A 20,351-nucleotide genomic window follows, 5' to 3' on the forward strand; every position below is an offset into this window, starting at 1 on the left:
CTCAGGCCTTGCGGTCGAGCGCTACGCCGTAGAGTTCCATGCGGTGATCGACCAGGCGGAAGCCCAATCGTTCCGCAATCGCCTTTTGCAGCTGTTCGAGTTCGGGATCGACGAATTCGATGACCTTGCCGGTTTCGACGTCGATCAAATGATCGTGATGCGCCTCGGGGGCGGGCTCGTAACGCGAGCGGCCATCGCCGAAATCATGGCGGTCGAGAATACCCGCTTCTTCGAACAGGCGGACGGTGCGGTACACCGTCGCAATCGAAATGCCGGGATCGATGGCGGACGCGCGTTCATACACCTTCTCGACGTCGGGATGGTCATCGGCGTCGGACAGCACGCGCGCGATTACGCGCCGCTGATCGGTGATGCGCAGGCCTTTTTCTGCACAGAGAGCTTCGAGATCGATGTGACGCGCCATGAGACGCGTTTAGGCGCTTCGCGATTGTTGCGAAAGGGGATAGTGATTCGCAATAGGACAGGGGTCAGCCCCTCCCACGCCGGGGAGGGGCCAAGGGGTCAGCGAACGACCTTGCGGCGCTTGGTGCCGAGGCCAATCTTCTTGGCCAGCGTGCGGCGCTGTTCCGCGTAATTCGGTGCAACCATCGGATAATCCGCAGGAAGATTCCACTTCGCGCGGTATTGCTCCGGGGTCATCTGATAGTGTGTCATCAGGTGACGCTTCAGCATCTTCAACTTCTTGCCGTCTTCCAGGCACACGATGAAGTCGGGCTTGATCGAGGAGCGGACCGACACGGCGGGTTCCTGCTTCACGACTTCGATGGGTGCGGGGCCGCCGAGGTTGCTTAATGCACCGTGAACGTGAGCGATCAGCACCGGAAGATCCGAAACCGCGACGCTATTGTTGCTGACATGGGCCGCAACAATATCTGCGGTCAGCGTGATCAAAGTCTCCTGAAGCTCGTTCATGGTGTCCATTAATAATCCTTTCAACCGAACTGGACGATTGTTACGCATCGTCAGGGACACGCCTATCGCGCTTGAGAACGGTTCGCGCAAGTAGGTATTGTGCCGCATGACAGTATTGTTAGGTAAAATTGTTAGGCTAGGTCCCGCTGAAATGTCAGAGCATCGAACAGGCGACCGTTAGGTCCCCGATAGTAATCTCGACGTTCGCCGACTTTTGCAAAGCCTTCGTTGCTATAGAGCTTGATCGCTTCGTTGCCGTCGCGCACTTCCAGGTGGAGCGTCCGCGCACCTTGCGCCGACGCGTCCGACGCGACCGCGCGGAGCAAAGCAGCGGCAACGCCGCGCCGCCGCAAATGCGGCGCGGTCGCAAGCAGCAGCAACTCCGCTTCTTCCAGGACTCGGCGGCAGAGCGCAAAACCGGCCGGCTCTCCGCCGACTTCGGCAATCGTCAGCCACACACCGGGCATGGCCAGCAGACCCAGGACTTGATTGTGAGTCCACGCTTCTCCGAAACGGGCATCAAACGCTGCCTGCATGATTCGATCGACGATCGCGAGATCGGCAACGGCACCGCTGCGCAAATCGATCCCGAGCATCGTGCTCATGCGGCAGCTTCCGCAGTGGCCTGCGGTTTTGCGTCTGGCGCGCGCCCATAAATGGGTTTCGGCTCCAACCCGGCCAGGCCAGGCGTCAGCAGCACTGCATCCATGGCGTCGGGCAGCCAGGCTTCGGCTGCCACTGTCGGGTCCAACGCGGTGAGGAAGCGCACGCCGTTACCGACGGCCGGTCGACCGTTCAAAGTGGCCAGTGCCACTTCGGGACGCAGCGAGGCGAACGGACCGGTCTCGGCAAGTGGGGCGCTGAACCCCTGCATGAACACTTCGCCGTGGCCGCCTTCCAGCACGACGGCAATTTCGCCCGTCATGCCGCGCGAAAAGGAGGCGGCCGCCAGTAGCGGCAGCGAAGAATAGCCGCTGAGACTGGCTCCCCAGCCGAGCGCGAGGCCGCGTGCAGCGGCGATGCCGACGCGGATGCCGGTAAAGCTGCCGGGACCGCAATCGACCAGAATGTGGGCTGCGCGGCCGCCCTCGGGCAACGCCGCGATCATCGGCACCAGCCGCTCGGCATGACCGCGCCCTACGATTTCATGGGCGTGGGCGACGATTCGGGTGCCTTCGATCAACGCGACCGAGCAAGCCGCCGTCGCGGTTTCGATGACGAGGGTGCGCAAACCGCGATCAGGCGATGCTGTTGAACTTCTCGAACGCCGGGCGCGGCAGGCGATCGAAGATCGTCGCGGGGTCACCATGGCCAAGCGTCGAGATGAAGTTGGTGGTGACCGAGGGCGTATCGGCGAAGAAGGCGGCATCGACCTTGCCCGCATCGAAGCCCGACATCGGCCCGGTATCGAACCCCAGCGCACGCGCCGCGATAATGAAGTACGCGCCCTGCAGCGTCGAATTGCGGAAGGCAGAGGCGGCGCGGAGCTCGGCATTGCCCTCGAACCACGCTTTGGCGTCGACGTGCGGGAACAGCTCGGGCAGATAATTGTGGAAATCGCGATCCATGCCGATGATCACCGTCACCGGGGCCTTGAGCACCTTTGGCGCGTTCTGCGCCGAGCAGCATTCCGCCAGCTTGGCCTTGGCGGCATCGCTGGTGCACCAGATAAAGCGACCGGGAAGCTGGTTCGCCGACGTCGGGCCCCATTTCATCAGCTCCCAGATGGCGTGCAGGTCGCTCTCGCTGACCGGCGCATCGGTATAGCCGTTATAGGTCCGCGCGGTGCGGAAGATCTGGTCCAGGGTCGCGTCGTTCAAAACGGTCATCATACAGCTCGCACTTCGGTGACTTCGGGGACGTAATATCGCAACAGTTGCTCGATGCCATTCTTCAGCGTCGCACTCGAGGATGGGCATCCGGCGCATGCGCCCTGCATCGCCAGATAGACTTTGCCCTTGTCGAAGCCACGATAGACGATGTCGCCGCCATCGTTGGCGACCGCAGGGCGGATCCGCGTTTCGATCAGGTCCTTGATCTGCGCGACGATGTCGGCATCTTCGGGGTCGTCGGTGAAGGAGTCTTCAGCCGGGACGCTGATCGCGCCCGCAGTGCCGGGGCGGAACAGTGGCATGTCGGCGCTGAAATGGTCGAGCAACAGACCGAGCACGTCGGGCTTTAGGTTGCTCCAGTCGGTGCCGGGGGCGGCGGTGACGGAAACGAAGTCGCGCCCGAAGAACACGCCCGTCACATCGCCCAAGCCAAACAGGGCTTCTGCCAGCGGCGAAGCTTCGGCTTCCTCGGGCGTGACGAAATCGCGCGTGCCCGCTTCCATTACCGTCCGGTTGGGAAGGAATTTGAGCGTCGCCGGGTTGGGCGTTGTTTCGGTCTCGATCAGCATGGCTGGCATGTGGCGCGCGGGGGGCGTGCGCGCAAGAGCGGATGTGTTGCGAATAGGACTCGAATAGGAAACGCATCGTCGCCGAAAAGCAATCCTCGGCCAGGTGTCGAACGGGTGTCGCTGGCGGAGGTGGGTTCACCGCGCTATCGTGCCCGGCATGATCGTGTATTCGCGCGCCTCGCGCCTCGCCCTTCTCGCCTTTCTGACCATTGGCGCCGCCCCCCAGCATTCGGTACGTGCCCCCGAAAGTCGCGCCGAGGCGCAGCAGGCCACGCCGTCGTCGAGCGCCGACGCCACCGATGGACGCCCCGGCGCGGCCATCGCCAGCCGGGCGGCATGGCTTTACAAAGGCAGCGACATCACGCCCGATCCGGCATGGCATTTCGGCGTGCTGAAGAACGGCCTGCGCTATGCGGTGCGCAAGAATGGCGTGCCGCCCGGCCAGATTTCGGTGCGGGTGCGGATCGATGCAGGGTCGCTGTATGAAAATGAGGGCGAACGCGGCTTTGCCCATCTGATCGAGCATCTTTCGTTCCGCGGTTCGGAATATGTGCCCGATGGCGAGGCCAAGCGGATCTGGCAGCGGATGGGGACGACCTTCGGTTCGGACACCAATGCTCAGACGACCCCGACCCAGACCGTCTACAAGCTCGATCTGCCGAGCGCGACCGATGCCGGGATCGACGAGAGCCTGCACATTCTGGCGGGCATGGTGTCCAAACCCAACATTACGCCGCAAGCGCTCAATGCCGAGCGCCCGGCCGTGCTCGCCGAGCAGCGCGAGGCACCCGGGCCGCAGGTGCGCGTGATCGATGCGCTGAACGCGACCTTCTTCGCCGGGCAGCCGCTCGCCGATCGTTCGCCGATCGGGCATGTCGCCGAACTCGAAGCGGCGACCGCAGAGACCGTGAAAGCGTTCCACGATCGCTGGTATCGCCCCGAGCGTGCCCTTGTGGTGATTGCGGGGGATTTCGACCCGGCCAAGCTCGAACTGATGGTCGCCAAGAATTTCGCCGATTGGAAGGGCTCCGGCCCAAATCCCGCCGACCCCGATTTCGGCGTGCCCGATCCCAAGCAGATCACCACCAAGGCGGTGGTCGAGCCCGGTATCCCGACGCGGATCGAAATGGCGATCCTCCGGCCCTGGCGCTACAACGACGATACTGTCCTGTTCAACCAGAAGCGCCTGGCCGACTCGACCGCGCTCGCCGTGATCAACCGTCGGCTGGAAACGCGGGCGCGCTCGGGCGGCAGCTTTATCGCGGCCGCCGTCCGGCTCGATGATCCGTCGCGTTCGGCCAACGGCACCTTTGTCACGATCCTGCCGGTTGGCTCGGCGTGGGAGCCGGCCTTGAAGGACGTGCGCGCGGTCATCGCCGACGCACAGGCTTCGCCGCCGACCAGGGCCGAGATCGAACGCGAACTCGCCGAGGAGCGCATCGCCTTCAAGACGCTGGTCGACACCTATCGCGCGGAGGCGGGCAGCAAGGAAGCCGACGACATGGTGCAGGCACTCGACATTCGCGAGACCACGACCGCGCCATCGACGATCCAGAAGGTTTTCGAAGACGCCGAGAAAAAGGGCTTCTTCGCGCCGGACAAAATCCTCGCCTCGACCCGGCGGCTGTTTCAGGGCAGCGCGACCCGCGCCTTGATCTCGACTCCGGTCGCCGAACCTGGCGTCGAGACGAAACTCGCTGGCGCGCTCAAGGTCGATGTCAAAGGCCTTGCGGGCAAGCGCGTCAAGCAGGGCAAAGTGACGTTCGATGCCTTGCCCAAACTCGGTGCCCCCGCGACGATCGTCTCGCACACGCCGATCAAAGAATTCGACATGCAGGAATATACGCTGTCGAACGGCGTGCGCGTGCTGATCTATCCGACAACGTCGGAGGACAGCCGCGTCTATGTTCGCGTGCGCTTCGGTGGCGGGTACAATGCCTTGCCGACCGACCGCGAGACGGCGGCATGGGCGGCCGGCCTTGCGCTGACCGCAGGCGGTATCGGCAAGTTGAACCAGGGCGATCTCGACGAACTGACCTCGGGTCGGCGGATCGGGCTCGACTTCGGCATCGATGAGGACGCCTTCACCTATAACGCGATGACCTCGCCGACCGATCTGGGCGATCAATTACGCTTGATGGCAGCGGCGCTGTCCGCCCCAGCCTGGGATCCGGCACCGGTGCTGCGCGCGCGGGCGGTGGCGATTTCGGGATATCCGAGCTCAAACGCGTCGCCCGAAGGGGTGTTGTCGCGCGATCTCGAACGCTTGCTGCACGATGGCGATCCGCGCTGGGGCAACCCCAGCCTGGGGGCGATCACCGCCACCACGCCGCAATCGTTCCGCGCGCTGTGGGAGCCACTGCTCAAGACCGGGCCAATCGAGGTGATGGTGTTCGGCGACATCAAGGCCGATGCCGCGATCGCGGCGGTGCAAAAGACGCTGGGAGCCTTGCCGCCGCGCGCCGTGCCTGCAGGGCTGGTGGTGCCGCCGGTGCGTTTCCCCGCGCACAATCTGTCGCCCGTGGTGCGCACGCATGACGGACCGGACAATCAGGCAGCGGCGGTGATCGCCTGGCCGACCGGTGGCGGCGTCGCGGGCGCGACCGAATCGCGCCGTCTCGACGTGCTGGCGGCGATTTTCAGCGATCGCCTGTTCGATCGCCTGCGCTCGCAAGCCGGCGCAAGCTACAGCCCGAACGTCTCCAGTTCGTGGCCGACAGGCACGCCGAGCGGGGGGCGCATCATGGCGATCGGCCAGGTCGCGCCCGACAACATCCCGCTGTTTTTCAAGCTCTCGCGCGAGATTGCCGCCGAACTGGTGGCCAAGCCTGTCGATGAGGACGAGCTGAAGCGCACGATCGGGCCGATGCAGCAATCGATCATGCGGCAATCGACCGGCAACCAGTTCTGGATGAACCAGCTCGACGGCGCGACCTATGAGCCCGCGCGCATCGCGGCGCTGACGCACCTCTATTCGGACATTTCCACGATGACGGCGGCGGACCTGCAGGCGACGGCGGCCAAGTACCTTCGCCCGGATCGCGACTGGACGATGCAGGTGGTGCCGAAGGCGAAGTGACCTACGCCTTGTACAGTGCCTCCAGTCGGGCACCGTACACCGCCTTCAGCACGTGCCGTCGGATCTTGAGCGAGGGCGTGAGCTGTTCGTTCTCGATCGCGAAGGGCTCGTCGGCGAGGACGAAGCGGCGGATGCGTTCGGTCACCGAAAGATCGGCATTCACGCGTTCCACAGCGAGGCCGAGCGCGGTGCGATATTGGCTGTTCTCGGCGAGGCGCTTGAAGTCACAGACATCGCCCTCGCGCGCGCACCATTCCTGCGTCCATTCGGCATCGGGCACGATCACTGCGACCATATAGGGCCGCCGGTCACCGAAGATCATCGCTTGCGCGATTTCGGGTTGCAGCGTCAGCATTCCTTCAACCTTTTGCGGCGCGACATTCTCGCCTTTGTCGTTGACGATAATGTCCTTCTTGCGATCGGTGATCTGGATGCGGCCCTTGGTGTCGATCAGCCCGATATCGCCGGTGTGCAGCCAGCCGTCCTTGAGGACTCGCGCGGTTTCGGCCTCGTTGCGCCAATAGCCCTTCATGACCAGTTCGCCGCGCACCAGGATCTCGCCATCCTCGGCGATGCGCACTTCGGTCTCGACCAAGGGCGGGCCGACCGTATCCATCTTGAGCCCGACCTTGGGGCGGTTGCACGAGATGACCGGGGCGGATTCGGTCTGGCCATAGCCTTGCAGCATGGTGATACCGATCGCCTCGAAGAAGGTGCCGACCTCGGGCGTGAGCGGTGCCCCGCCCGACACCAAAGCCTTGATCCGCCCGCCGAAGCGTTGCTGGATCTTGGGACGGAGCGTTGCGCCCAGGAACAGGTCCATCGGTTTGTCGAGCAAGCCCGCTTTGCCCGCCGCCTTCTTCGTGCCGAGCGCTTGCGCGCGGCCGAGCAGGAAACTGGAGAGCTTGCCCTGCTTTTCTACCGCCTTGGAAATGCGCGTGCGCAACACCTCGAACAGGCGCGGCACCACCACCATCAAGGTCGGGCGGACTTCCTCGATATTGGCGGCGAGCTTGTCGAGGCCCTCGCTATAGTAGATTTGCGCGCCGAGCCCGATCGGGAAATATTGCCCGCCGGTATGCTCATAGGCGTGGGATAGCGGCAGGAACGACAGAAATACCTCGTCCTCCCAGCCGAAATCCTCCTCGATGATCGTGCAGCAGCCGTGGACATTGTGCAGGATCGCGCCGTGATGCTGCATCACCCCGCGTGGCGAGCCGCCGGTGCCGCTGGTGTAGATGATGCAGGCGGTGTCGTCGCGCGTCGCGGTCGCGGCGATGCTGGCCGGGTCGGTGTCGTGATCGGCGAGCAAGCGGTTCCACGGATGGAATTCGAGTGCTCCGGCCTGGCTCGCCCGCAGATCCTCGATGCAGATCACGATCTTCGCGGCGCTCGCGCGGATCGCGGCGGGGAGCAGCGTCCTGGCCAGTTTCGCGGTCGAGACGATGACCGCTTTCGCACCCGAATTCTCGATGATGTGGGCGTGGTCGCGCTCGGTATTGGTCGTGTAGGTCGGCACGGTGATGCACCCCGCCGCCATGATCGCGAGATCGGCGATGCACCATTCCGGGCGGTTTTCCGACACCAGCATCACCCGGTCGCCGGGTGCCAGCCCGATTGCTTTCAAGCCGGCCGCAAGGCTCGCCACCTGACGCGCAGTCTCAGCCCAACTCCGCGAGACCCATTGTCCGCCGGTTTTATGCCACAGAAAGGGGGCATCCCCCTTTTCGGCAGCGCGCGCGAGGAACATCGCGACGAGATTGGGGAAGTGTTCGAGGGTACGCATTGTTCTCTCCCGGGGAGTAAGCGCGCCGCATTCGGCTGCGCGTAGGGGGGTTATTCGGGCGGTCGCGGCGCGGCACCGGCGCGGACGATCTGGGTGGTCTGGCCGTCTTCGCGCACGGCCACACCTTCGCTGCGCGGATCGGCGGCACCGACCCACTGACCGTTCACGCGCTCGATCGCATTGGCCTTGAGGCCGAGCGGGGCGATCTGGACATGCTCGCCCAGCGCCTGAAGCGCGGGCACCATCGCATCGAGTTGCGTGCCCTTCTCGGCCACCGCGTCAAGTTTGGGGGCATAGAGCAAGCCAAGGCCGATCGCATCCTGCGCCGGCATCTTCCAGTCGAGCACCGCGACCAGCGCCTTGGCGACTTGGGCGATGATGGTGGAGCCGCCCGCCGCGCCGATCGCGATCCGTACCTTGCCATCGGGGCCATAGACGATGGTCGGCGACATCGAGCTGCGCGGGCGCTTGCCGCCTTCGACGCGGTTGGCGACGAGATAGCCGTCCTTGGCGGGGACGAAATCGAAGTCGGTCAGCTCATTGTTGAGCATCACGCCCCCGACCGACAGGCCAGAGCCAAAATAGCTCTCGATCGTGGTGGTCACCTCCGCGACATTGCCGCGCCGATCGACCGCGACCAGATCGCTGGTGCCGGGGATATCGGCATTGGGGGCGGGCGTGCGCGGCGGTGCGCCCGGCGGCGTGCCGGGGGCGACGCTCGCCATGCTGCGCTCGGGCGAGATCAACGCCGAACGTGCGGCGATATAGCCGGGATCGAGCAAGCCTTTGACCGGCACGCGCACATAATCGGGATCGCCGAGATACAGATCGCGATCGGCATAAGCGAGCCGTTCGGATTCGGCGAAGAGGTGCCACGCGACCGGGCTGTCCTTGCCCAGCGCCGCCATGTCGAAGCGCTCGAGCTGCTTGAGGATCATCAGCACCGCGATCCCGCCAGCCGAGGGCGGTCCCATGCCGCAGACTTTGTAGACACGGTATGTGCCGCAAATCGGCGCGCGCTCCTTGGCGCGGTAGCTGGCAAGATCGGCCAGCGTCATCTTGGACGGATTCTGCGCGGCACCGTTGACCGCCGCGACGATCTTCTGCGCCACCGCTCCGGTATAAAAGGCGTCTGGGCCTTTTGCGGCAATGGCGCTGAACAGCGCGGCCTGTTCCGGGTTTTTCAGAATGGTGCCGACGGGGAGCGCCTTGCCGTCATCGCCCAGGAAATGCGCGCGCGCCCACGGATCGAGGTGACGGCCGAAATTGTTGAGCCCGTTGTGGAGGCGCGGGGTGATCGCAAAGCCATCGCGCGCCAAGCGGATAGCGGGGCCGAACAAGGTCGCCCAGGGCAGTTTGCCATACCGCTGATGCGCCAGCGCCATCATCCGCAAATTGCCGGGCACGCCCACGCTGCGGCCGCCGGGGATGGCGGTAAAGATGGGCAGCGGCTTCCCATCGGCCCCGTAAAACCACTTTGGGTCGGCGGCAGCAGGTGCGGCCTCGCGCCCGTCGAGCCCGGTGGTGCGGTCGGTCGCGGCATCGTGATGCACCATGAAGCTGCCGCCGCCGATGCCGCTATTTTGCGGCTCGACCACGTTCAGCGCCAGCATCGTCGCGATGGCGGCATCGGTTGCGCTGCCGCCCTTGCGCAGGATCTCCGCGCCGGCCGCTGCCGCGCGGGGATCGGCAGCGCTGACCATGCCGAGACTGGTGGGGGGCTTGGGGGCGGGGCGGCGCGCTTCTGCGGTGGCGGGTGCGAGCAACAGCAGGGCGAGGGCGGCGAGCGATCTGTTCATGGGGCGACCCTAACGCGCTTCACCGCACAGGCAAGCCGCCGCCTGCGCAGCGGCAGCCTCGCCGTCCTCTCAAAGACGTCGGCAAGGATTTACGCTGCGCGGTGTCGTTCGCTGGTGCCAACCGCCTCGGCGACGGTCGCGAACCCGTCGCGCTTCAGGGTGTTGGCGAGGCCGCGGACGATGCGGCGGGCGAGGCCGGGGCCCTGATAGACCAAGGCGGTATAGAGCTGGACCAGGCTCGCCCCAGCGCGGATGCGGGCATAGGCTTCGTCGGCGCTGTCGATGCCGCCTGCGGAAATCAAGGGAATCGCACCGCCTGTCGCCGCCCGGAAATCGGCCAGCCGCTGGCGTGCAAGTGCCGCAAGCGGTGCACCCGACAGCCCGCCAGTCTCGCCCGCGTGCGTGGAGAGCAGCGGCGGGCGCGAAATGGTGGTGTTGCTGACGATCAGCGCATCGACATGATGCGCAGCGGCGGCACGCGCGATCGCATCGATCGCGGCCGCGTCGAGATCGGGGGCTACCTTCAGGAACAGGCGCGGCCGCGCGATCGGCGCGCGCCGCGCTTCGTCCGCCGCCGCGAGCAACTCGGTCAGTTCGGAGCCATGCTGGAGATCGCGCAGGCCCGGCGTGTTGGGGGAGCTGATATTGACCGTGACATAATCGGCCACCTGCGCCGCAGCGGCCACGCCATGTGCATAATCGGCGATCCGGTCGGGCGCGTCCTTGTTCGCCCCGACATTGATACCGAGGATCCCGCGCCGCCTTGCCGCCGTGGCGCGCGGCAGCGCTGCGGCAATACCACCATTGTTGAACCCCATGCGGTTGATCACCGCGCGGTCCTCGACCAGTCGGAACAAGCGCGGCTGCGGGTTGCCCGCCTGGGGCAGCGGGGTGAGCGTACCGATTTCGACGCTGCCAAAGCCAAGCCCGAAAAACCCGTCGATCGCGCGACCATCCTTGTCCACCCCGGCCGCCAGGCCCACCGGATTGGCAAAGTCCAGACCGGCGACGGAGGTGCGCAGGCTGGCGGGTGACCGTCCACCAAAGGCCGGAGCCGCCCCCCTGGCCCCGAGCGCCAGCAGCTTGAGGGTAAGGGTGTGCGCGCGTTCGGGTTCGAGCGCGAACAAAGCGGGGCGGATCAGTGGGAACAGCATCGTGCGCCTGATGGCATCCGGGAGCGCTGGCGTCAAAGCCGGCAAAGGTGCCTTAATTATGCATTTAGCATGAAAAGCGACGAATTTGTCCAATACACGACCTTCGAAAAACGCCATTAACGCAGTGCGACCCAAGAAGCTCCGGACCGGAGCATCTTTCCTCCGGCCCGGATGGTATACCATCCGGGCCGCTTTTCTTTGTTTGACAGAAGGATTACACTTGCTCGCAACAGGGCAGGGGCGTCGCAGCGTGGGATCGATTGAACTGGACTATGCCGTGCCGTCGGCCGACCTAGCCGAGTATATCACGCTGTTTTACGATTTTTCAGCGGACGTGCCGATGCTGGAAGATGTCGAGCGCGCCGATTATGCGCAATTGCGATTCCATCTGTCGCCTGGCCAAGCTGTCTATGCCTTTCCGGACGGGAGCGCGCAGGAAGCACCGGACGCGCATGTCCTTGGGCCGACCAGCGGCCCGCGCAGCGTGCGCGTGGCTGGGCCGGTGGCGGTGTTCGGGATGGGGCTGACGGCTGCGGGATGGTCGGCAATGATCGGGGCCGACGCATCGACGATGCTCAACCGTGTGATCGATGCAGCGCCGCTGTTTGGTGCGGCGCGGTTGCAGGGGGTTGCCGACGCTTTGCGCGAATCGCCCGGTGTCGGCCCACGGGTGGGGATTTGCGAGGCACTGGTGCGGGGCCTGTTGCATAATGTGGATCCGCGCTATGCCAATTTCATCCGCCACGTTGATGCGTGGCTGGCGGGCAGTTCGTCGCCGGAAATGGAATGTCTGATTGCGGCGACAGGCTTGTCGCGTCGCCAGATCGAGCGGAAGTGCAACATCCTGTACGGCGCGCCGCCAAAGGTGCTCGCCCGCAAATATCGCGCGCTGCGCGCGGCGGTGGCGATGCGTGGGGGCGAAGAAGGGGTCGCCGATGCGATCGACCGCGGCTTCTATGACCAGTCGCACATGATTCGCGAGGTGAAGCATTTTACCGGCCTCACCCCACGCCAGATCCGGGCCGATCCCGGTCTGCTCTCCCAATTGACCATTTTGCACCGGAGCGCGCTGGGCGGGGTGGTCAGTCCGTTGATCAGCGAAACATAGCGCCATGCGCGCGCCGCCTTGGGCGGCCGTGCAACCAGGGGTTGACCCGCGCCGCTACTGCGCCCATTTGCAATCGGACAGAATTAATCCGATTGGACCCGATGCGTCTTTCCAGCCTTGCCGACTATGCCGTCGTAATGATGTCCGCCGCCGCGCGACATTGCGGCAGTGCGGCCAAGCTGAATGCGACGACGCTGGCCGACGAGACTGGCCTGCCGCTGCCGACGGTGCAGAAATTGGTCAGCCGCTTGTCGGCGGGTGGCCTGATCGAGAGCACGCGCGGCACCGGCGGCGGTTTTCGTCTGTCGCGCCCGGCGGCGGCGATTTCGCTCGCTGAGATCATCGAGGCCGTCGAAGGTCCGATCGCGCTGACCGCCTGTGTCGAGGAAGGCCGCCATGATTGCGCGCTCGAAGGCGATTGCCGCGTCAAGCCGCACTGGAACGCCGTCAACGGTGCCGTCCGCGGCGCGCTCGATGGCGTCTCGCTGGCAAGCCTGTCGAGGATGCCGGCATGATCGCCCAGCCGCGCGCAGCGCAATCTCCCTATCTCCTTCGTGTCTTCGCGCCTCCGCGTGAGCAAAGGTCTTTCACGCGAAGACGCGAAGACACGAAGAGTTTTAAGAGCCGCTTTGCGGCCACGTTTGACAGCCGCTGCGCGGCAAGGACTGCATGATGGCCACCAAGAACGCCGAAGCCTATGAAGCCGCGAACAAGTCGTACGAATGGGGCTTCCATTCGGACATCGAGCAGGACTTCGCGCCCAAGGGCCTGAGCGAGGATACCGTTCGCTTCATCTCGGCCAAGAAGGGCGAGCCCGAATGGATGCTCGAATGGCGGCTGCAGGCGTATCGCCTGTGGCTGACGCTCGACACGCCCGATTGGGCCAAGCTGCAGATCGACCCGATCGATTATCAGGATGCCTATTATTACGCCGAGCCAAAGGCCAAGCCCAAGCTCGGCTCGCTCGACGAAGTCGATCCCGAAATCCTGCGCGTCTATGAAAAGCTCGGCATCCCGATCGAGGAGCAGAAGATGCTCGCCGGGGTCGAGGAGCTGGGCGCTGACGGCCAGCCCAAGCGCCGCGTCGCGGTGGACGCTGTGTTCGACAGCGTCTCCGTCGCCACCACCTTCCGCAAGGAGCTGGAAAGCGCGGGCGTCATCTTCCGCTCGATCAGCGAGGCGATCAAGGAATATCCCGATCTCGTCCGCAAATGGCTCGGCAAGGTCGTGCCTCAGCATGACAATTATTTTGCGGCGCTCAATTGCGCGGTCTTCAGCGACGGGACCTTCGTCTACATCCCCGAGGGCGTGCGCTGCCCGATGGAGCTGTCTACCTATTTCCGCATCAATGCCGAGAATACCGGGCAGTTCGAACGCACGCTGATCGTCGCCGACAAGGGGGCCTATGTCTCCTATCTCGAAGGCTGCACCGCGCCGATGCGCGACGAGAACCAGCTCCACGCCGCCGTGGTCGAACTGGTCGCCTTGGACGATGCCGAAATCAAATATTCGACCGTGCAGAATTGGTATCCCGGCGACGAGAACGGCAAGGGCGGGATCTACAATTTCGTCACCAAGCGTGCGCTCTGCCAGGGCCGCAATTCCAAGGTGTCGTGGACCCAGGTCGAGACCGGCAGCGCGATCACCTGGAAATATCCGTCCTGCGTGCTCAATGGCGAGAATTCGGTCGGCGAATTCTATTCGGTCGCGGTGACCAACAACCGCCAGCAGGCCGATACCGGCACAAAGATGATCCACAACGGCAAGGGCAGCCGCTCGACAATCGTGTCGAAGGGCATTTCGGCGGGCCGCTCGGACAACACCTATCGCGGGCTGGTGCGCGTCGCGCCGGGCGCGGAGGGCGTGCGCAACTTCACCCAGTGCGATTCGCTGCTTTTGGGCGATCAGTGCGGCGCGCATACCGTGCCCTATATCGAGGTGCGCAACCCCTCGGCGCAGATCGAACATGAGGCGACCACCTCGAAGATTTCCGACGACCAGCTGTTCTACGCGATGCAGCGCGGGCTCGACCAGGAAGCGGCGGTGGCGCTGATCGTCAACGGCTTTGCCAAGGAAGTGCTGCAGCAACTGCCGATGGAGTTTGCGGTCGAAGCGCAGAAATTGCTGGGGATCAGCCTTGAGGGGTCGGTCGGATGAGTTTGTCGCCGCAAGACTATGATCGGCGCACCGACTCCCCTCCCCTTCAGGGGAGGGGCCGGGGGTGGGGCCTCTCCGCCGAGTACCTAGCGGCGTTGCAAAAGCGCGCCGGAGAAATGCGCCGTAACCCGACCGAACCCGAGAAACGTCTCTGGCGCGCGCTGTCCAACGGCCAGACGAACGGCCACAAATTCCGTCGTCAAGCCGTCATCGGCCGCTACATTGCCGACTTCGTCTGCCCGCAAAAGGCGCTGATCGTCGAAGTCGATGGCGATACGCATGATGAAGCCAAGGACCGGCTGCGCGACGATGTGCTGGCGGGGTTGGGCTTCCGCGTGCTGCGGGTATCGAACCACGATGTGATGGCGAAACTCGAAGGGGTCTTCGATGCGGTCGTGATCGCGCTGGCACAGGCGTCGGATCGCTGGGAGAGGCCCCACCCCAACCCCTCCCCTGAAGGGGAGGGGCTAGACGCGGTCGAGGCGCAGAAGTTGTTGGGGATCTCGCTTGAGGGGGCGGTGGGGTGATGGAGGCCGCTCGCCTCAAACGCGCGCGGTGGCGGCTTCGTGCCTACTTCATTGGGAGCGGCATCATTATGGCGTTCCTATTTCTGTTACTCGCCGAGGGCGTGATCCGGTTCTTTGGAGTCGAAGCCACCAACTATCTGGCGACACTAGTTTTTGCCGCAATGGTAATGGCCGGCGGAACCTACGCGATCATCTACTTTAGCGCTGTTGTCGTTCACGTCGCGCGACGTCGGCTCAACAAGCAGCCAATCATGGAAACTGAAGACTAACGATGCTTAAAATCACTAACCTCCACGCCGAAATCGACGGCAAGGAAATCCTCAAGGGCCTCTCGCTCACCGTCAATGCGGGCGAGGTCCATGCGATCATGGGGCCGAATGGTGCTGGCAAGTCGACGCTGGGCTATGTGCTCGGCGGGCGGCCCGGTTATGAGGTGACGGCGGGCTCGGTCGAATTCGACGGCAAGGATTTGCTCGCGCTCGCCCCGCACGAACGCGCCGCCGCTGGCCTGTTCCTCGGCTTCCAATATCCGGTCGAAATCCCCGGCGTGTCCAACGTGCAGTTCCTGCGCGAGGCATTGAACGCCCAGCGCAAGGGCCGCGACGAAAAGCCGCTCTCGGGTGCCGAGTTCCTCAAGTTCGCGCGCGCGCAGGCCGATGCGCTGAGCATGGACCAGGACATGCTCAAGCGCCCGGTCAATGTCGGTTTTTCGGGCGGCGAGAAGAAGCGCAATGAGATGGTGCAGATGGGGCTGATCGACCCCAAGCTCGCAATCCTCGACGAGACCGACAGCGGGCTCGACATCGACGCGCTGCGCATCGTCGGCGAGGGTATCAACCGCATCATGCGCAAGCCCGAGAAAGCGGTGATCCTCATCACGCACTACGAGCGCCTGCTGAGCTATGTCGCGCCCGATTTCGTGCATGTCCTCTCGGCCGGCCGGATCATCCGTTCGGGCGGGCCGGAACTCGCGGCGGAGCTGGAGCGCGAAGGCTATGCCGGGGTGGTGGCGTGATCGCGCTCGCCCTGGCGCTCGCGGTGCAGGGTACGCCGCTGCCCGCCGAGGAGCCTGACATCGTTGTGATCGGTCGTCGGCTTGCCGCGCTGTCGGTACGGGTGGGGCGCGATCCGCAGGGGCGCTTTACCTGCGGCCTCAGCCAGTCGACCGGGAATGCTCGGCTCGATGAGCAATTGTGCCGGACTGCGGCGAAATGCGTCAAGACCGGTGCGATCGATCAGGTCGCGGCGGCGGCCTGTATCGATCGCCGTAAACCCGCCTTGCTTGAAGGCGTGCGGCGGACCTTGGCGGCAGGGGCGCGGCCATGACGCTCGCTCTCCCCACGCGTCGCGATGAATCCTGGCGGTATAGCGATCTCGAAGCCGTCGCCTCGGTCTGGCCGGTCCCCGCCGCCGACGTGATCGACGTTCCCGCTGGCGAGTCGATCGCGCGCGTCATCGTGCAGGACGCCGCGACCGATACCGTGGCGATCCGCGATTACCGTGTGATCCTGCGCGAAGGGGCGTCCGCAACCTTCCATGTGCTCAACACCGGCGGCAAGCTCGGTCGCGTGACGATCGACGTGACGTGCCATCAGGGTTCGCATTTCGAACTCGGCGGCGCGATGCTCGGCGGGGGCGAACAGACGCTCGAACTCGTCACCACGCTCAACCATATCGAGCCCAATGCCACTTCCAACCAGGTCGTGCGCTCGGTGCTCGGCGGGCGGGCGACGGGGTCGTATCTCGGCAAGGTCGCGGTCGCGCGTCATGCGCAAAAGACCGATGCATCGCAGTCGGTCAAGGCGATGCTGCTGACGCGCACCGCCACCGCCAATGCCAAGCCCGAGCTCGAAATCTTCGCCGATGACGTGAAGTGCGCGCATGGCGCGACGGTCGGCGAACTCGATGCCAATGCGTTGTTCTATCTCGCCTCGCGCGGCATCGCCCCGGCAGAGGCCAAGGCGATGCTGCTGCGTGCGTTCATCGGATCGGTATTCGAGGGGATCGAGGACGCCGCCGAACGCGACCGCGTCGAGGCGGCGGCGCAAGCCGCGTTGGAGCGGATGCTCAATCTCCCTCTCCCGTTGGGAGAGGGAAGGGGCCCATCGCGCAGCGATGGGAAGGGTGAGGGTGGCTTATGAAAACCGCGCTTGACCCTCACCCTTCCGTCGCTTCGCTCCTCCCTCCCTCTCCCGATGGGAGAGGGATTTTGGCCGCCCTCGACCACCGCGCCGACTTCCCCGCCATCCCCGCAGGCTGGGCCTATCTCGACACCGCCGCCACCGCGCAGAAGCCGCAGGCGGTGATCGACGCGATCACGCGCGGCTATGACACGAGCTATGCCACGGTGCATCGCGGCGTGTACCAGCGCTCGGCCGACATGACGCTCGCCTTCGAGGCGGCACGGCGGCGCGTTGCCGGCTTCCTCAACGCGGCTTCCGAAAACGAAATCGTGTTCGTGCGCGGCGCGACCGAGGGGATCAACCTCGTGGCGCAATGCTGGGCGGGCACCCAGTTGCAGGCGGGCGACCGCATCCTGCTGAGCCAGCTTGAGCACCATTCCAACATCGTGCCGTGGCAAATGGTGGCCGAGCGGCTGGGCGTGGCGATCGACGTCATCCCGCTGACGCCCGACCACAAGATCGACCTCGACGCGATGGCGGCGATGATCACGCCCGCCCACAAGCTGGTCGCGCTGGCGCATGTCTCCAACGTGCTCGGCTCGGTGCTCGATGCCCGTCATGCCGCCGATATCGCGCATTCGGTCGGGGCGAAACTCCTGCTCGACGGTTGCCAGGCGGTGCCGCGCATGGCGGTCGACGTCGCCGCGCTCGATTGCGATTTCTATGTCTTCTCCGGCCACAAGCTCTACGGCCCGACCGGCATCGGCGTGCTGTGGGCGCGGCCCGATCTGCTCGAAGCGATGCCGCCTTATCAGGGTGGCGGGTCGATGATCGACAAGGTCAGCTTCGCCAAGACGACCTATGCCCCCCCGCCGGGCCGGTTCGAGGCGGGCACGCCGCATATCGTCGGCGTGCTCGGGCTCCATGCCGCGATCGACTATGTCGAGAGCATCGGGCTCGACCGTATCCACGCGCATGAAACCGCGTTGGTCACGCTGACGCGCGAGGCGCTGTCGCAGATCAATTCGGTGGCGCTGTTCGGGCCCGAGGATTCCGCCGGAATCGTCAGTTTCAGCATCCAGGGGGTGCATCCGCACGACATCGGCACCATCTTGGACGAAGCGGGCGTCGCGGTGCGCGCCGGGCATCACTGCGCGCAACCGCTGATGGAGACGCTCGGCGTCGATGCGACGGCGCGCGCCAGCTTTGGCGTTTACAACACTGCAGACGATGTTGCCGCGCTGGTGCGCGGGATTGAACGGGTAACGAGGATTTTCGGATGAGCGACCGGATCGAAATCGAGGAAGTGAGCGCGGTCGAGCAGCCGCCGCGCGCGCGGGTCGAGGCGGCGGAGGAAACGCCGGGCCAGACGCTCGAGCGCAAGCGCGACTATCTCGAAGGCTTTCTCGCGCAAAAGCCAGCGGGCGATGCGGCGGGCGAGCCTGGCGGCGCGCTGTACGAGGCGGTGGTCGCCGCCCTCAAGGAAATCTATGACCCGGAAATCCCGGTCAACATCTACGATCTCGGCCTCATCTACGGCGTCGATGTGACCGAGGCGGGCCATGCCGTCGTCACCATGACGCTGACCACGCCGCATTGTCCCGTTGCTGAATCGATGCCGATGGAAGTCGAAATGCGCGTCGGCGCGGTGCCCGGCATCGGCTCGTCGGAGGTCAATCTGGTGTGGGACCCGGCCTGGGATCCGGCCAAGATGTCCGACGACGCCAAGCTCGAATTGGGAATGCTGTAAAATTCCCCTCCCGCAGGCGGGAGGGGAGAAGAAGGACGAAGCCGATGACCACCACCACCCGGGTACGCCCCGCCGCCCTGATCCTGACGCCGTCCGCCGAGGATCGCATCGCCGCGCTGATGGCTAAGGCGCCGGAGAGCGCGATCGGCGTCAAGCTGTCGACGCCCAAGCGCGGCTGTTCGGGCCTGGCCTATTCGGTCGATTATGTGACCGAGGCCAAGCCGTTCGACGAACGTATCGATACCCCCGGCGGCACCTTGTTCGTCGATGGCGGATCGATCCTCTATCTGATCGGATCGACGATGAACTGGGTCGAGGATGATTTCACCGCAGGCTTCGTGTTCAACAACCCCAATGCCAAGGGCGCGTGCGGCTGCGGCGAGAGCTTTACCGTTTAACCGGGCGTCCGCTGCAACAACGCCGTCCGCAGGCATTCGCACACCAATTCGCTCCGCTGGTTGAACATGCGGTGCTTGAACACCACCAGCCCGGCATCGGGGCGTGATTTGCTCGCGCGCAGTTCGACCACTTCGGTCTCGGCGCGCAGCGTGTCGCCGACGAACACGGGTTTGGGCATCACCACCTTGTCATAGCCGAGATTGGCGACCAGCGTGCCGAGCGTGGTATCGCCAACCGACAGGCCGACCATCAGCCCGAAGGTGAAGATGCCGTTGACGACGATGCGGCCGAATTCGGTCGCGCCGGCATAGTCCGCATCGAGATGCAGCGGCTGCGGATTGTGGGTGAGCGTGGTGATCAGCAGATTGTCGGTCTCGGTCACCGTGCGGTGAAGCGCGTGCTCGATCCGGTCGCCGACCGTCCAGGCGTCGAAAAAGCGCCCGCTCATGCCGCACGCCCGATCGCGGATCGAGCACGTGCGGTGTGCCTCACCCTGTATCGGCAGATGCCCTCGCACTCAATCTTCCGCATTCTGCATCCTTTCCTGACGCGCCCTCGGCCTTGGCTTGAGGGGACGTCGATCGCATGTCATGGGCCTGTCGATAAACCCCGCCCAAGTGGCGGCGTGATCGCGTTCCCGAGGCACCGGCCATGGCCAAGAAATACTATCTGACGGCTACGCTGTCCGACGGCTATGTGAAGACGATCGGTCCGACGTCGCTGGCGTTCACCCATTATTGGCGGATCGTTGCCCAGCTTGGCAATGGCAAGACCGAGGTATTTTGGGGGCACGCCAAATCGCTGGCGGAAGCCCGCAAGAAGCACACCGCTGCCCGCGACGCCGCCACCCAGCGGGGGTGGATCGATTACGCTTTCGAGGTGGTGCAACTGGCGCGCACGCCGGGATGACCGACGTGTCGGTATCATGTGCGGCGGTCTTCGGAGGAGCTGAGCTGCGCTGGTGACCCCTACGAGAATCGAACTCGTGCTTTCGCCGTGAGAGGGCGACGTCCTAACCGCTAGACGAAGGGGCCGTAAGGCGGAGGTGGGGCCTTACCGATCCCGTCTCGCTGCGTCAAGCGAAGTGCGGCGCGCTCGGAACCTGCCCGGCGCGTGGGCGTTTCCTTAGCCGATA

The 20,351-nt window shown here is 64.8% G+C and carries 23 protein-coding genes and 1 tRNA gene; 13 read left to right on the top strand and 11 right to left on the bottom strand.

Annotation, left to right across the window (positions count from 1 at the left end; translation table 11 throughout):
• Nucleotide 1: 1 nt before the first annotated feature.
• The 6 genes from ACP7BL_RS09300 to ACP7BL_RS09325 form a co-directional block, all read right to left on the bottom strand.
• On the bottom strand, nt 2–424 hold the full coding sequence (locus ACP7BL_RS09300) for a Fur family transcriptional regulator (protein WP_010407487.1): 423 nt from the start codon (nt 422–424) through the stop codon (nt 2–4).
• A gap of 98 nt (nt 425–522) precedes the next feature.
• A complete protein-coding gene (locus tag ACP7BL_RS09305; RefSeq protein WP_426258243.1) occupies nt 523–933 on the bottom strand; it encodes a MucR family transcriptional regulator in 411 nt (136 codons plus the stop codon).
• Between the two features lie 131 nt (nt 934–1,064).
• A complete protein-coding gene (locus ACP7BL_RS09310) occupies nt 1,065–1,538 on the bottom strand; it encodes a GNAT family N-acetyltransferase (protein ID WP_033966072.1) in 474 nt (157 codons plus the stop codon).
• Nucleotides 1,535–2,164: a tRNA (adenosine(37)-N6)-threonylcarbamoyltransferase complex dimerization subunit type 1 TsaB gene (gene tsaB / locus ACP7BL_RS09315; protein WP_426258171.1), complete on the bottom strand. Its 630-nt coding sequence runs from the start codon at nt 2,162–2,164 to the stop codon at nt 1,535–1,537. The genes ACP7BL_RS09310 and tsaB overlap by 4 nt, the downstream gene beginning before the upstream one ends.
• A gap of 7 nt (nt 2,165–2,171) precedes the next feature.
• Nucleotides 2,172–2,765: a malonic semialdehyde reductase gene (locus ACP7BL_RS09320; RefSeq protein WP_033966070.1), complete on the bottom strand. Its 594-nt coding sequence runs from the start codon at nt 2,763–2,765 to the stop codon at nt 2,172–2,174.
• A complete protein-coding gene (locus tag ACP7BL_RS09325) occupies nt 2,762–3,334 on the bottom strand; it encodes a NifU family protein (protein ID WP_033966069.1) in 573 nt (190 codons plus the stop codon). The genes ACP7BL_RS09320 and ACP7BL_RS09325 overlap by 4 nt, the downstream gene beginning before the upstream one ends.
• 157 nt (nt 3,335–3,491) lie before the next feature.
• On the opposite strand from ACP7BL_RS09325, the gene ACP7BL_RS09330 reads away from it, so the two are divergent.
• Nucleotides 3,492–6,413, top strand: coding sequence for a M16 family metallopeptidase (locus ACP7BL_RS09330; protein ID WP_426258172.1), 2,922 nt, complete (start codon nt 3,492–3,494; stop codon nt 6,411–6,413).
• A gap of 1 nt (nt 6,414) precedes the next feature.
• On the opposite strand, the gene ACP7BL_RS09335 is transcribed toward ACP7BL_RS09330, so the two are convergent.
• From ACP7BL_RS09335 to ACP7BL_RS09345, 3 genes are all read right to left on the bottom strand, one after another.
• Complete coding sequence (locus ACP7BL_RS09335; RefSeq protein ID WP_033966066.1) at nt 6,415–8,199, bottom strand: AMP-dependent synthetase/ligase; 1,785 nt, start codon at nt 8,197–8,199, stop codon at nt 6,415–6,417.
• Between the two features lie 50 nt (nt 8,200–8,249).
• Nucleotides 8,250–9,998, bottom strand: coding sequence for a gamma-glutamyltransferase (gene ggt / locus ACP7BL_RS09340; RefSeq protein ID WP_426258173.1), 1,749 nt, complete (start codon nt 9,996–9,998; stop codon nt 8,250–8,252).
• An 89-nt stretch (nt 9,999–10,087) separates the two neighbouring features.
• Nucleotides 10,088–11,152 carry a quinone-dependent dihydroorotate dehydrogenase gene (locus tag ACP7BL_RS09345; RefSeq protein WP_426258174.1) on the bottom strand — a complete coding sequence of 355 codons (1,065 nt, stop codon included), beginning with the start codon at nt 11,150–11,152 and terminating at the stop codon, nt 10,088–10,090.
• A gap of 250 nt (nt 11,153–11,402) precedes the next feature.
• Here ACP7BL_RS09345 and ACP7BL_RS09350 point away from each other — a divergent pair, with 250 nt between their 5' ends.
• From ACP7BL_RS09350 to ACP7BL_RS09400, 11 genes are all read left to right on the top strand, one after another.
• Entirely contained in the window at nt 11,403–12,260 is an 858-nt protein-coding gene (locus ACP7BL_RS09350; protein WP_426258175.1) for a helix-turn-helix domain-containing protein, read from the top strand.
• A gap of 101 nt (nt 12,261–12,361) precedes the next feature.
• Nucleotides 12,362–12,775 carry an SUF system Fe-S cluster assembly regulator gene (locus tag ACP7BL_RS09355; RefSeq protein ID WP_209609915.1) on the top strand — a complete coding sequence of 138 codons (414 nt, stop codon included), beginning with the start codon at nt 12,362–12,364 and terminating at the stop codon, nt 12,773–12,775.
• A 157-nt stretch (nt 12,776–12,932) separates the two neighbouring features.
• Entirely contained in the window at nt 12,933–14,417 is a 1,485-nt protein-coding gene (sufB, locus tag ACP7BL_RS09360; protein WP_426258176.1) for a Fe-S cluster assembly protein SufB, read from the top strand.
• Nucleotides 14,414–14,944, top strand: coding sequence for a DUF559 domain-containing protein (locus ACP7BL_RS09365; RefSeq protein WP_426258177.1), 531 nt, complete (start codon nt 14,414–14,416; stop codon nt 14,942–14,944). The genes sufB and ACP7BL_RS09365 overlap by 4 nt, the downstream gene beginning before the upstream one ends.
• The gene (locus ACP7BL_RS09370) at nt 14,941–15,213 is read left to right on the top strand and encodes a hypothetical protein (RefSeq protein ID WP_126849271.1); all 273 of its coding nucleotides are present in this window, start codon (nt 14,941–14,943) and stop codon (nt 15,211–15,213) included. The genes ACP7BL_RS09365 and ACP7BL_RS09370 overlap by 4 nt, the downstream gene beginning before the upstream one ends.
• A 2-nt stretch (nt 15,214–15,215) precedes the next feature.
• On the top strand, nt 15,216–15,959 hold the full coding sequence (sufC, locus tag ACP7BL_RS09375; protein ID WP_033966866.1) for a Fe-S cluster assembly ATPase SufC: 744 nt from the start codon (nt 15,216–15,218) through the stop codon (nt 15,957–15,959).
• Nucleotides 15,956–16,270, top strand: a complete 315-nt coding sequence (locus ACP7BL_RS09380) for a hypothetical protein (RefSeq protein ID WP_426258178.1) — start codon at nt 15,956–15,958, stop codon at nt 16,268–16,270. Before sufC ends, ACP7BL_RS09380 begins: the two co-directional genes overlap by 4 nt.
• The gene (locus ACP7BL_RS09385; protein ID WP_426258179.1) at nt 16,267–17,085 is read left to right on the top strand and encodes a SufD family Fe-S cluster assembly protein; all 819 of its coding nucleotides are present in this window, start codon (nt 16,267–16,269) and stop codon (nt 17,083–17,085) included. Before ACP7BL_RS09380 ends, ACP7BL_RS09385 begins: the two co-directional genes overlap by 4 nt.
• Before the next feature lie 68 nt (nt 17,086–17,153).
• Nucleotides 17,154–18,350: a cysteine desulfurase gene (locus ACP7BL_RS09390; protein WP_033962997.1), complete on the top strand. Its 1,197-nt coding sequence runs from the start codon at nt 17,154–17,156 to the stop codon at nt 18,348–18,350.
• Nucleotides 18,347–18,817 carry an SUF system Fe-S cluster assembly protein gene (locus tag ACP7BL_RS09395; protein ID WP_209609918.1) on the top strand — a complete coding sequence of 157 codons (471 nt, stop codon included), beginning with the start codon at nt 18,347–18,349 and terminating at the stop codon, nt 18,815–18,817. Before ACP7BL_RS09390 ends, ACP7BL_RS09395 begins: the two co-directional genes overlap by 4 nt.
• A 44-nt stretch (nt 18,818–18,861) precedes the next feature.
• Nucleotides 18,862–19,215, top strand: coding sequence for a HesB/IscA family protein (locus tag ACP7BL_RS09400; protein WP_426258180.1), 354 nt, complete (start codon nt 18,862–18,864; stop codon nt 19,213–19,215).
• On the opposite strand, the gene ACP7BL_RS09405 is transcribed toward ACP7BL_RS09400, so the two are convergent.
• The gene (locus tag ACP7BL_RS09405; RefSeq protein WP_426258181.1) at nt 19,212–19,664 is read right to left on the bottom strand and encodes a MaoC family dehydratase; all 453 of its coding nucleotides are present in this window, start codon (nt 19,662–19,664) and stop codon (nt 19,212–19,214) included. The genes ACP7BL_RS09400 and ACP7BL_RS09405 overlap by 4 nt on opposite strands.
• A gap of 203 nt (nt 19,665–19,867) precedes the next feature.
• Between ACP7BL_RS09405 and ACP7BL_RS09410 the strand changes: the two genes are divergently transcribed.
• Complete coding sequence (locus ACP7BL_RS09410) at nt 19,868–20,125, top strand: hypothetical protein (RefSeq protein ID WP_341204359.1); 258 nt, start codon at nt 19,868–19,870, stop codon at nt 20,123–20,125.
• 50 nt (nt 20,126–20,175) lie between these two features.
• Here ACP7BL_RS09410 and ACP7BL_RS09415 read toward each other — a convergent pair.
• A tRNA-Glu gene (locus ACP7BL_RS09415) sits at nt 20,176–20,250 on the bottom strand.
• Nucleotides 20,251–20,351 lie beyond the last annotated feature (101 nt).

It is taken from the genome of Sphingomonas sp. DC1600-2 (assembly GCF_049897605.1).
Lineage (GTDB): Bacteria > Pseudomonadota > Alphaproteobacteria > Sphingomonadales > Sphingomonadaceae > Sphingomonas.

What these genes read in the sequence shown, in the direction of transcription:
- ACP7BL_RS09300 (WP_010407487.1), bottom strand. Translation starts at nt 424, where the DNA reads ATGGCGCGTCACATCGATCTCGAAGCTCTCTGTGCAGAAAAAGGCCTG.
- ACP7BL_RS09305 (WP_426258243.1), bottom strand. Translation starts at nt 933, where the DNA reads ATGAACGAGCTTCAGGAGACTTTGATCACGCTGACCGCAGATATTGTT.
- ACP7BL_RS09310 (WP_033966072.1), bottom strand. Translation starts at nt 1,538, where the DNA reads ATGAGCACGATGCTCGGGATCGATTTGCGCAGCGGTGCCGTTGCCGAT.
- ACP7BL_RS09320 (WP_033966070.1), bottom strand. Translation starts at nt 2,765, where the DNA reads ATGATGACCGTTTTGAACGACGCGACCCTGGACCAGATCTTCCGCACC.
- ACP7BL_RS09325 (WP_033966069.1), bottom strand. Translation starts at nt 3,334, where the DNA reads ATGCTGATCGAGACCGAAACAACGCCCAACCCGGCGACGCTCAAATTC.
- ACP7BL_RS09330 (WP_426258172.1), top strand. Translation starts at nt 3,492, where the DNA reads ATGATCGTGTATTCGCGCGCCTCGCGCCTCGCCCTTCTCGCCTTTCTG.
- ACP7BL_RS09335 (WP_033966066.1), bottom strand. Translation starts at nt 8,199, where the DNA reads ATGCGTACCCTCGAACACTTCCCCAATCTCGTCGCGATGTTCCTCGCG.
- ggt (WP_426258173.1), bottom strand. Translation starts at nt 9,998, where the DNA reads ATGAACAGATCGCTCGCCGCCCTCGCCCTGCTGTTGCTCGCACCCGCC.
- ACP7BL_RS09345 (WP_426258174.1), bottom strand. Translation starts at nt 11,152, where the DNA reads ATGCTGTTCCCACTGATCCGCCCCGCTTTGTTCGCGCTCGAACCCGAA.
- ACP7BL_RS09355 (WP_209609915.1), top strand. Translation starts at nt 12,362, where the DNA reads ATGCGTCTTTCCAGCCTTGCCGACTATGCCGTCGTAATGATGTCCGCC.
- sufB (WP_426258176.1), top strand. Translation starts at nt 12,933, where the DNA reads ATGGCCACCAAGAACGCCGAAGCCTATGAAGCCGCGAACAAGTCGTAC.
- ACP7BL_RS09365 (WP_426258177.1), top strand. Translation starts at nt 14,414, where the DNA reads ATGAGTTTGTCGCCGCAAGACTATGATCGGCGCACCGACTCCCCTCCC.
- sufC (WP_033966866.1), top strand. Translation starts at nt 15,216, where the DNA reads ATGCTTAAAATCACTAACCTCCACGCCGAAATCGACGGCAAGGAAATC.
- ACP7BL_RS09385 (WP_426258179.1), top strand. Translation starts at nt 16,267, where the DNA reads ATGACGCTCGCTCTCCCCACGCGTCGCGATGAATCCTGGCGGTATAGC.
- ACP7BL_RS09395 (WP_209609918.1), top strand. Translation starts at nt 18,347, where the DNA reads ATGAGCGACCGGATCGAAATCGAGGAAGTGAGCGCGGTCGAGCAGCCG.
- ACP7BL_RS09400 (WP_426258180.1), top strand. Translation starts at nt 18,862, where the DNA reads ATGACCACCACCACCCGGGTACGCCCCGCCGCCCTGATCCTGACGCCG.
- ACP7BL_RS09405 (WP_426258181.1), bottom strand. Translation starts at nt 19,664, where the DNA reads ATGAGCGGGCGCTTTTTCGACGCCTGGACGGTCGGCGACCGGATCGAG.
- ACP7BL_RS09410 (WP_341204359.1), top strand. Translation starts at nt 19,868, where the DNA reads ATGGCCAAGAAATACTATCTGACGGCTACGCTGTCCGACGGCTATGTG.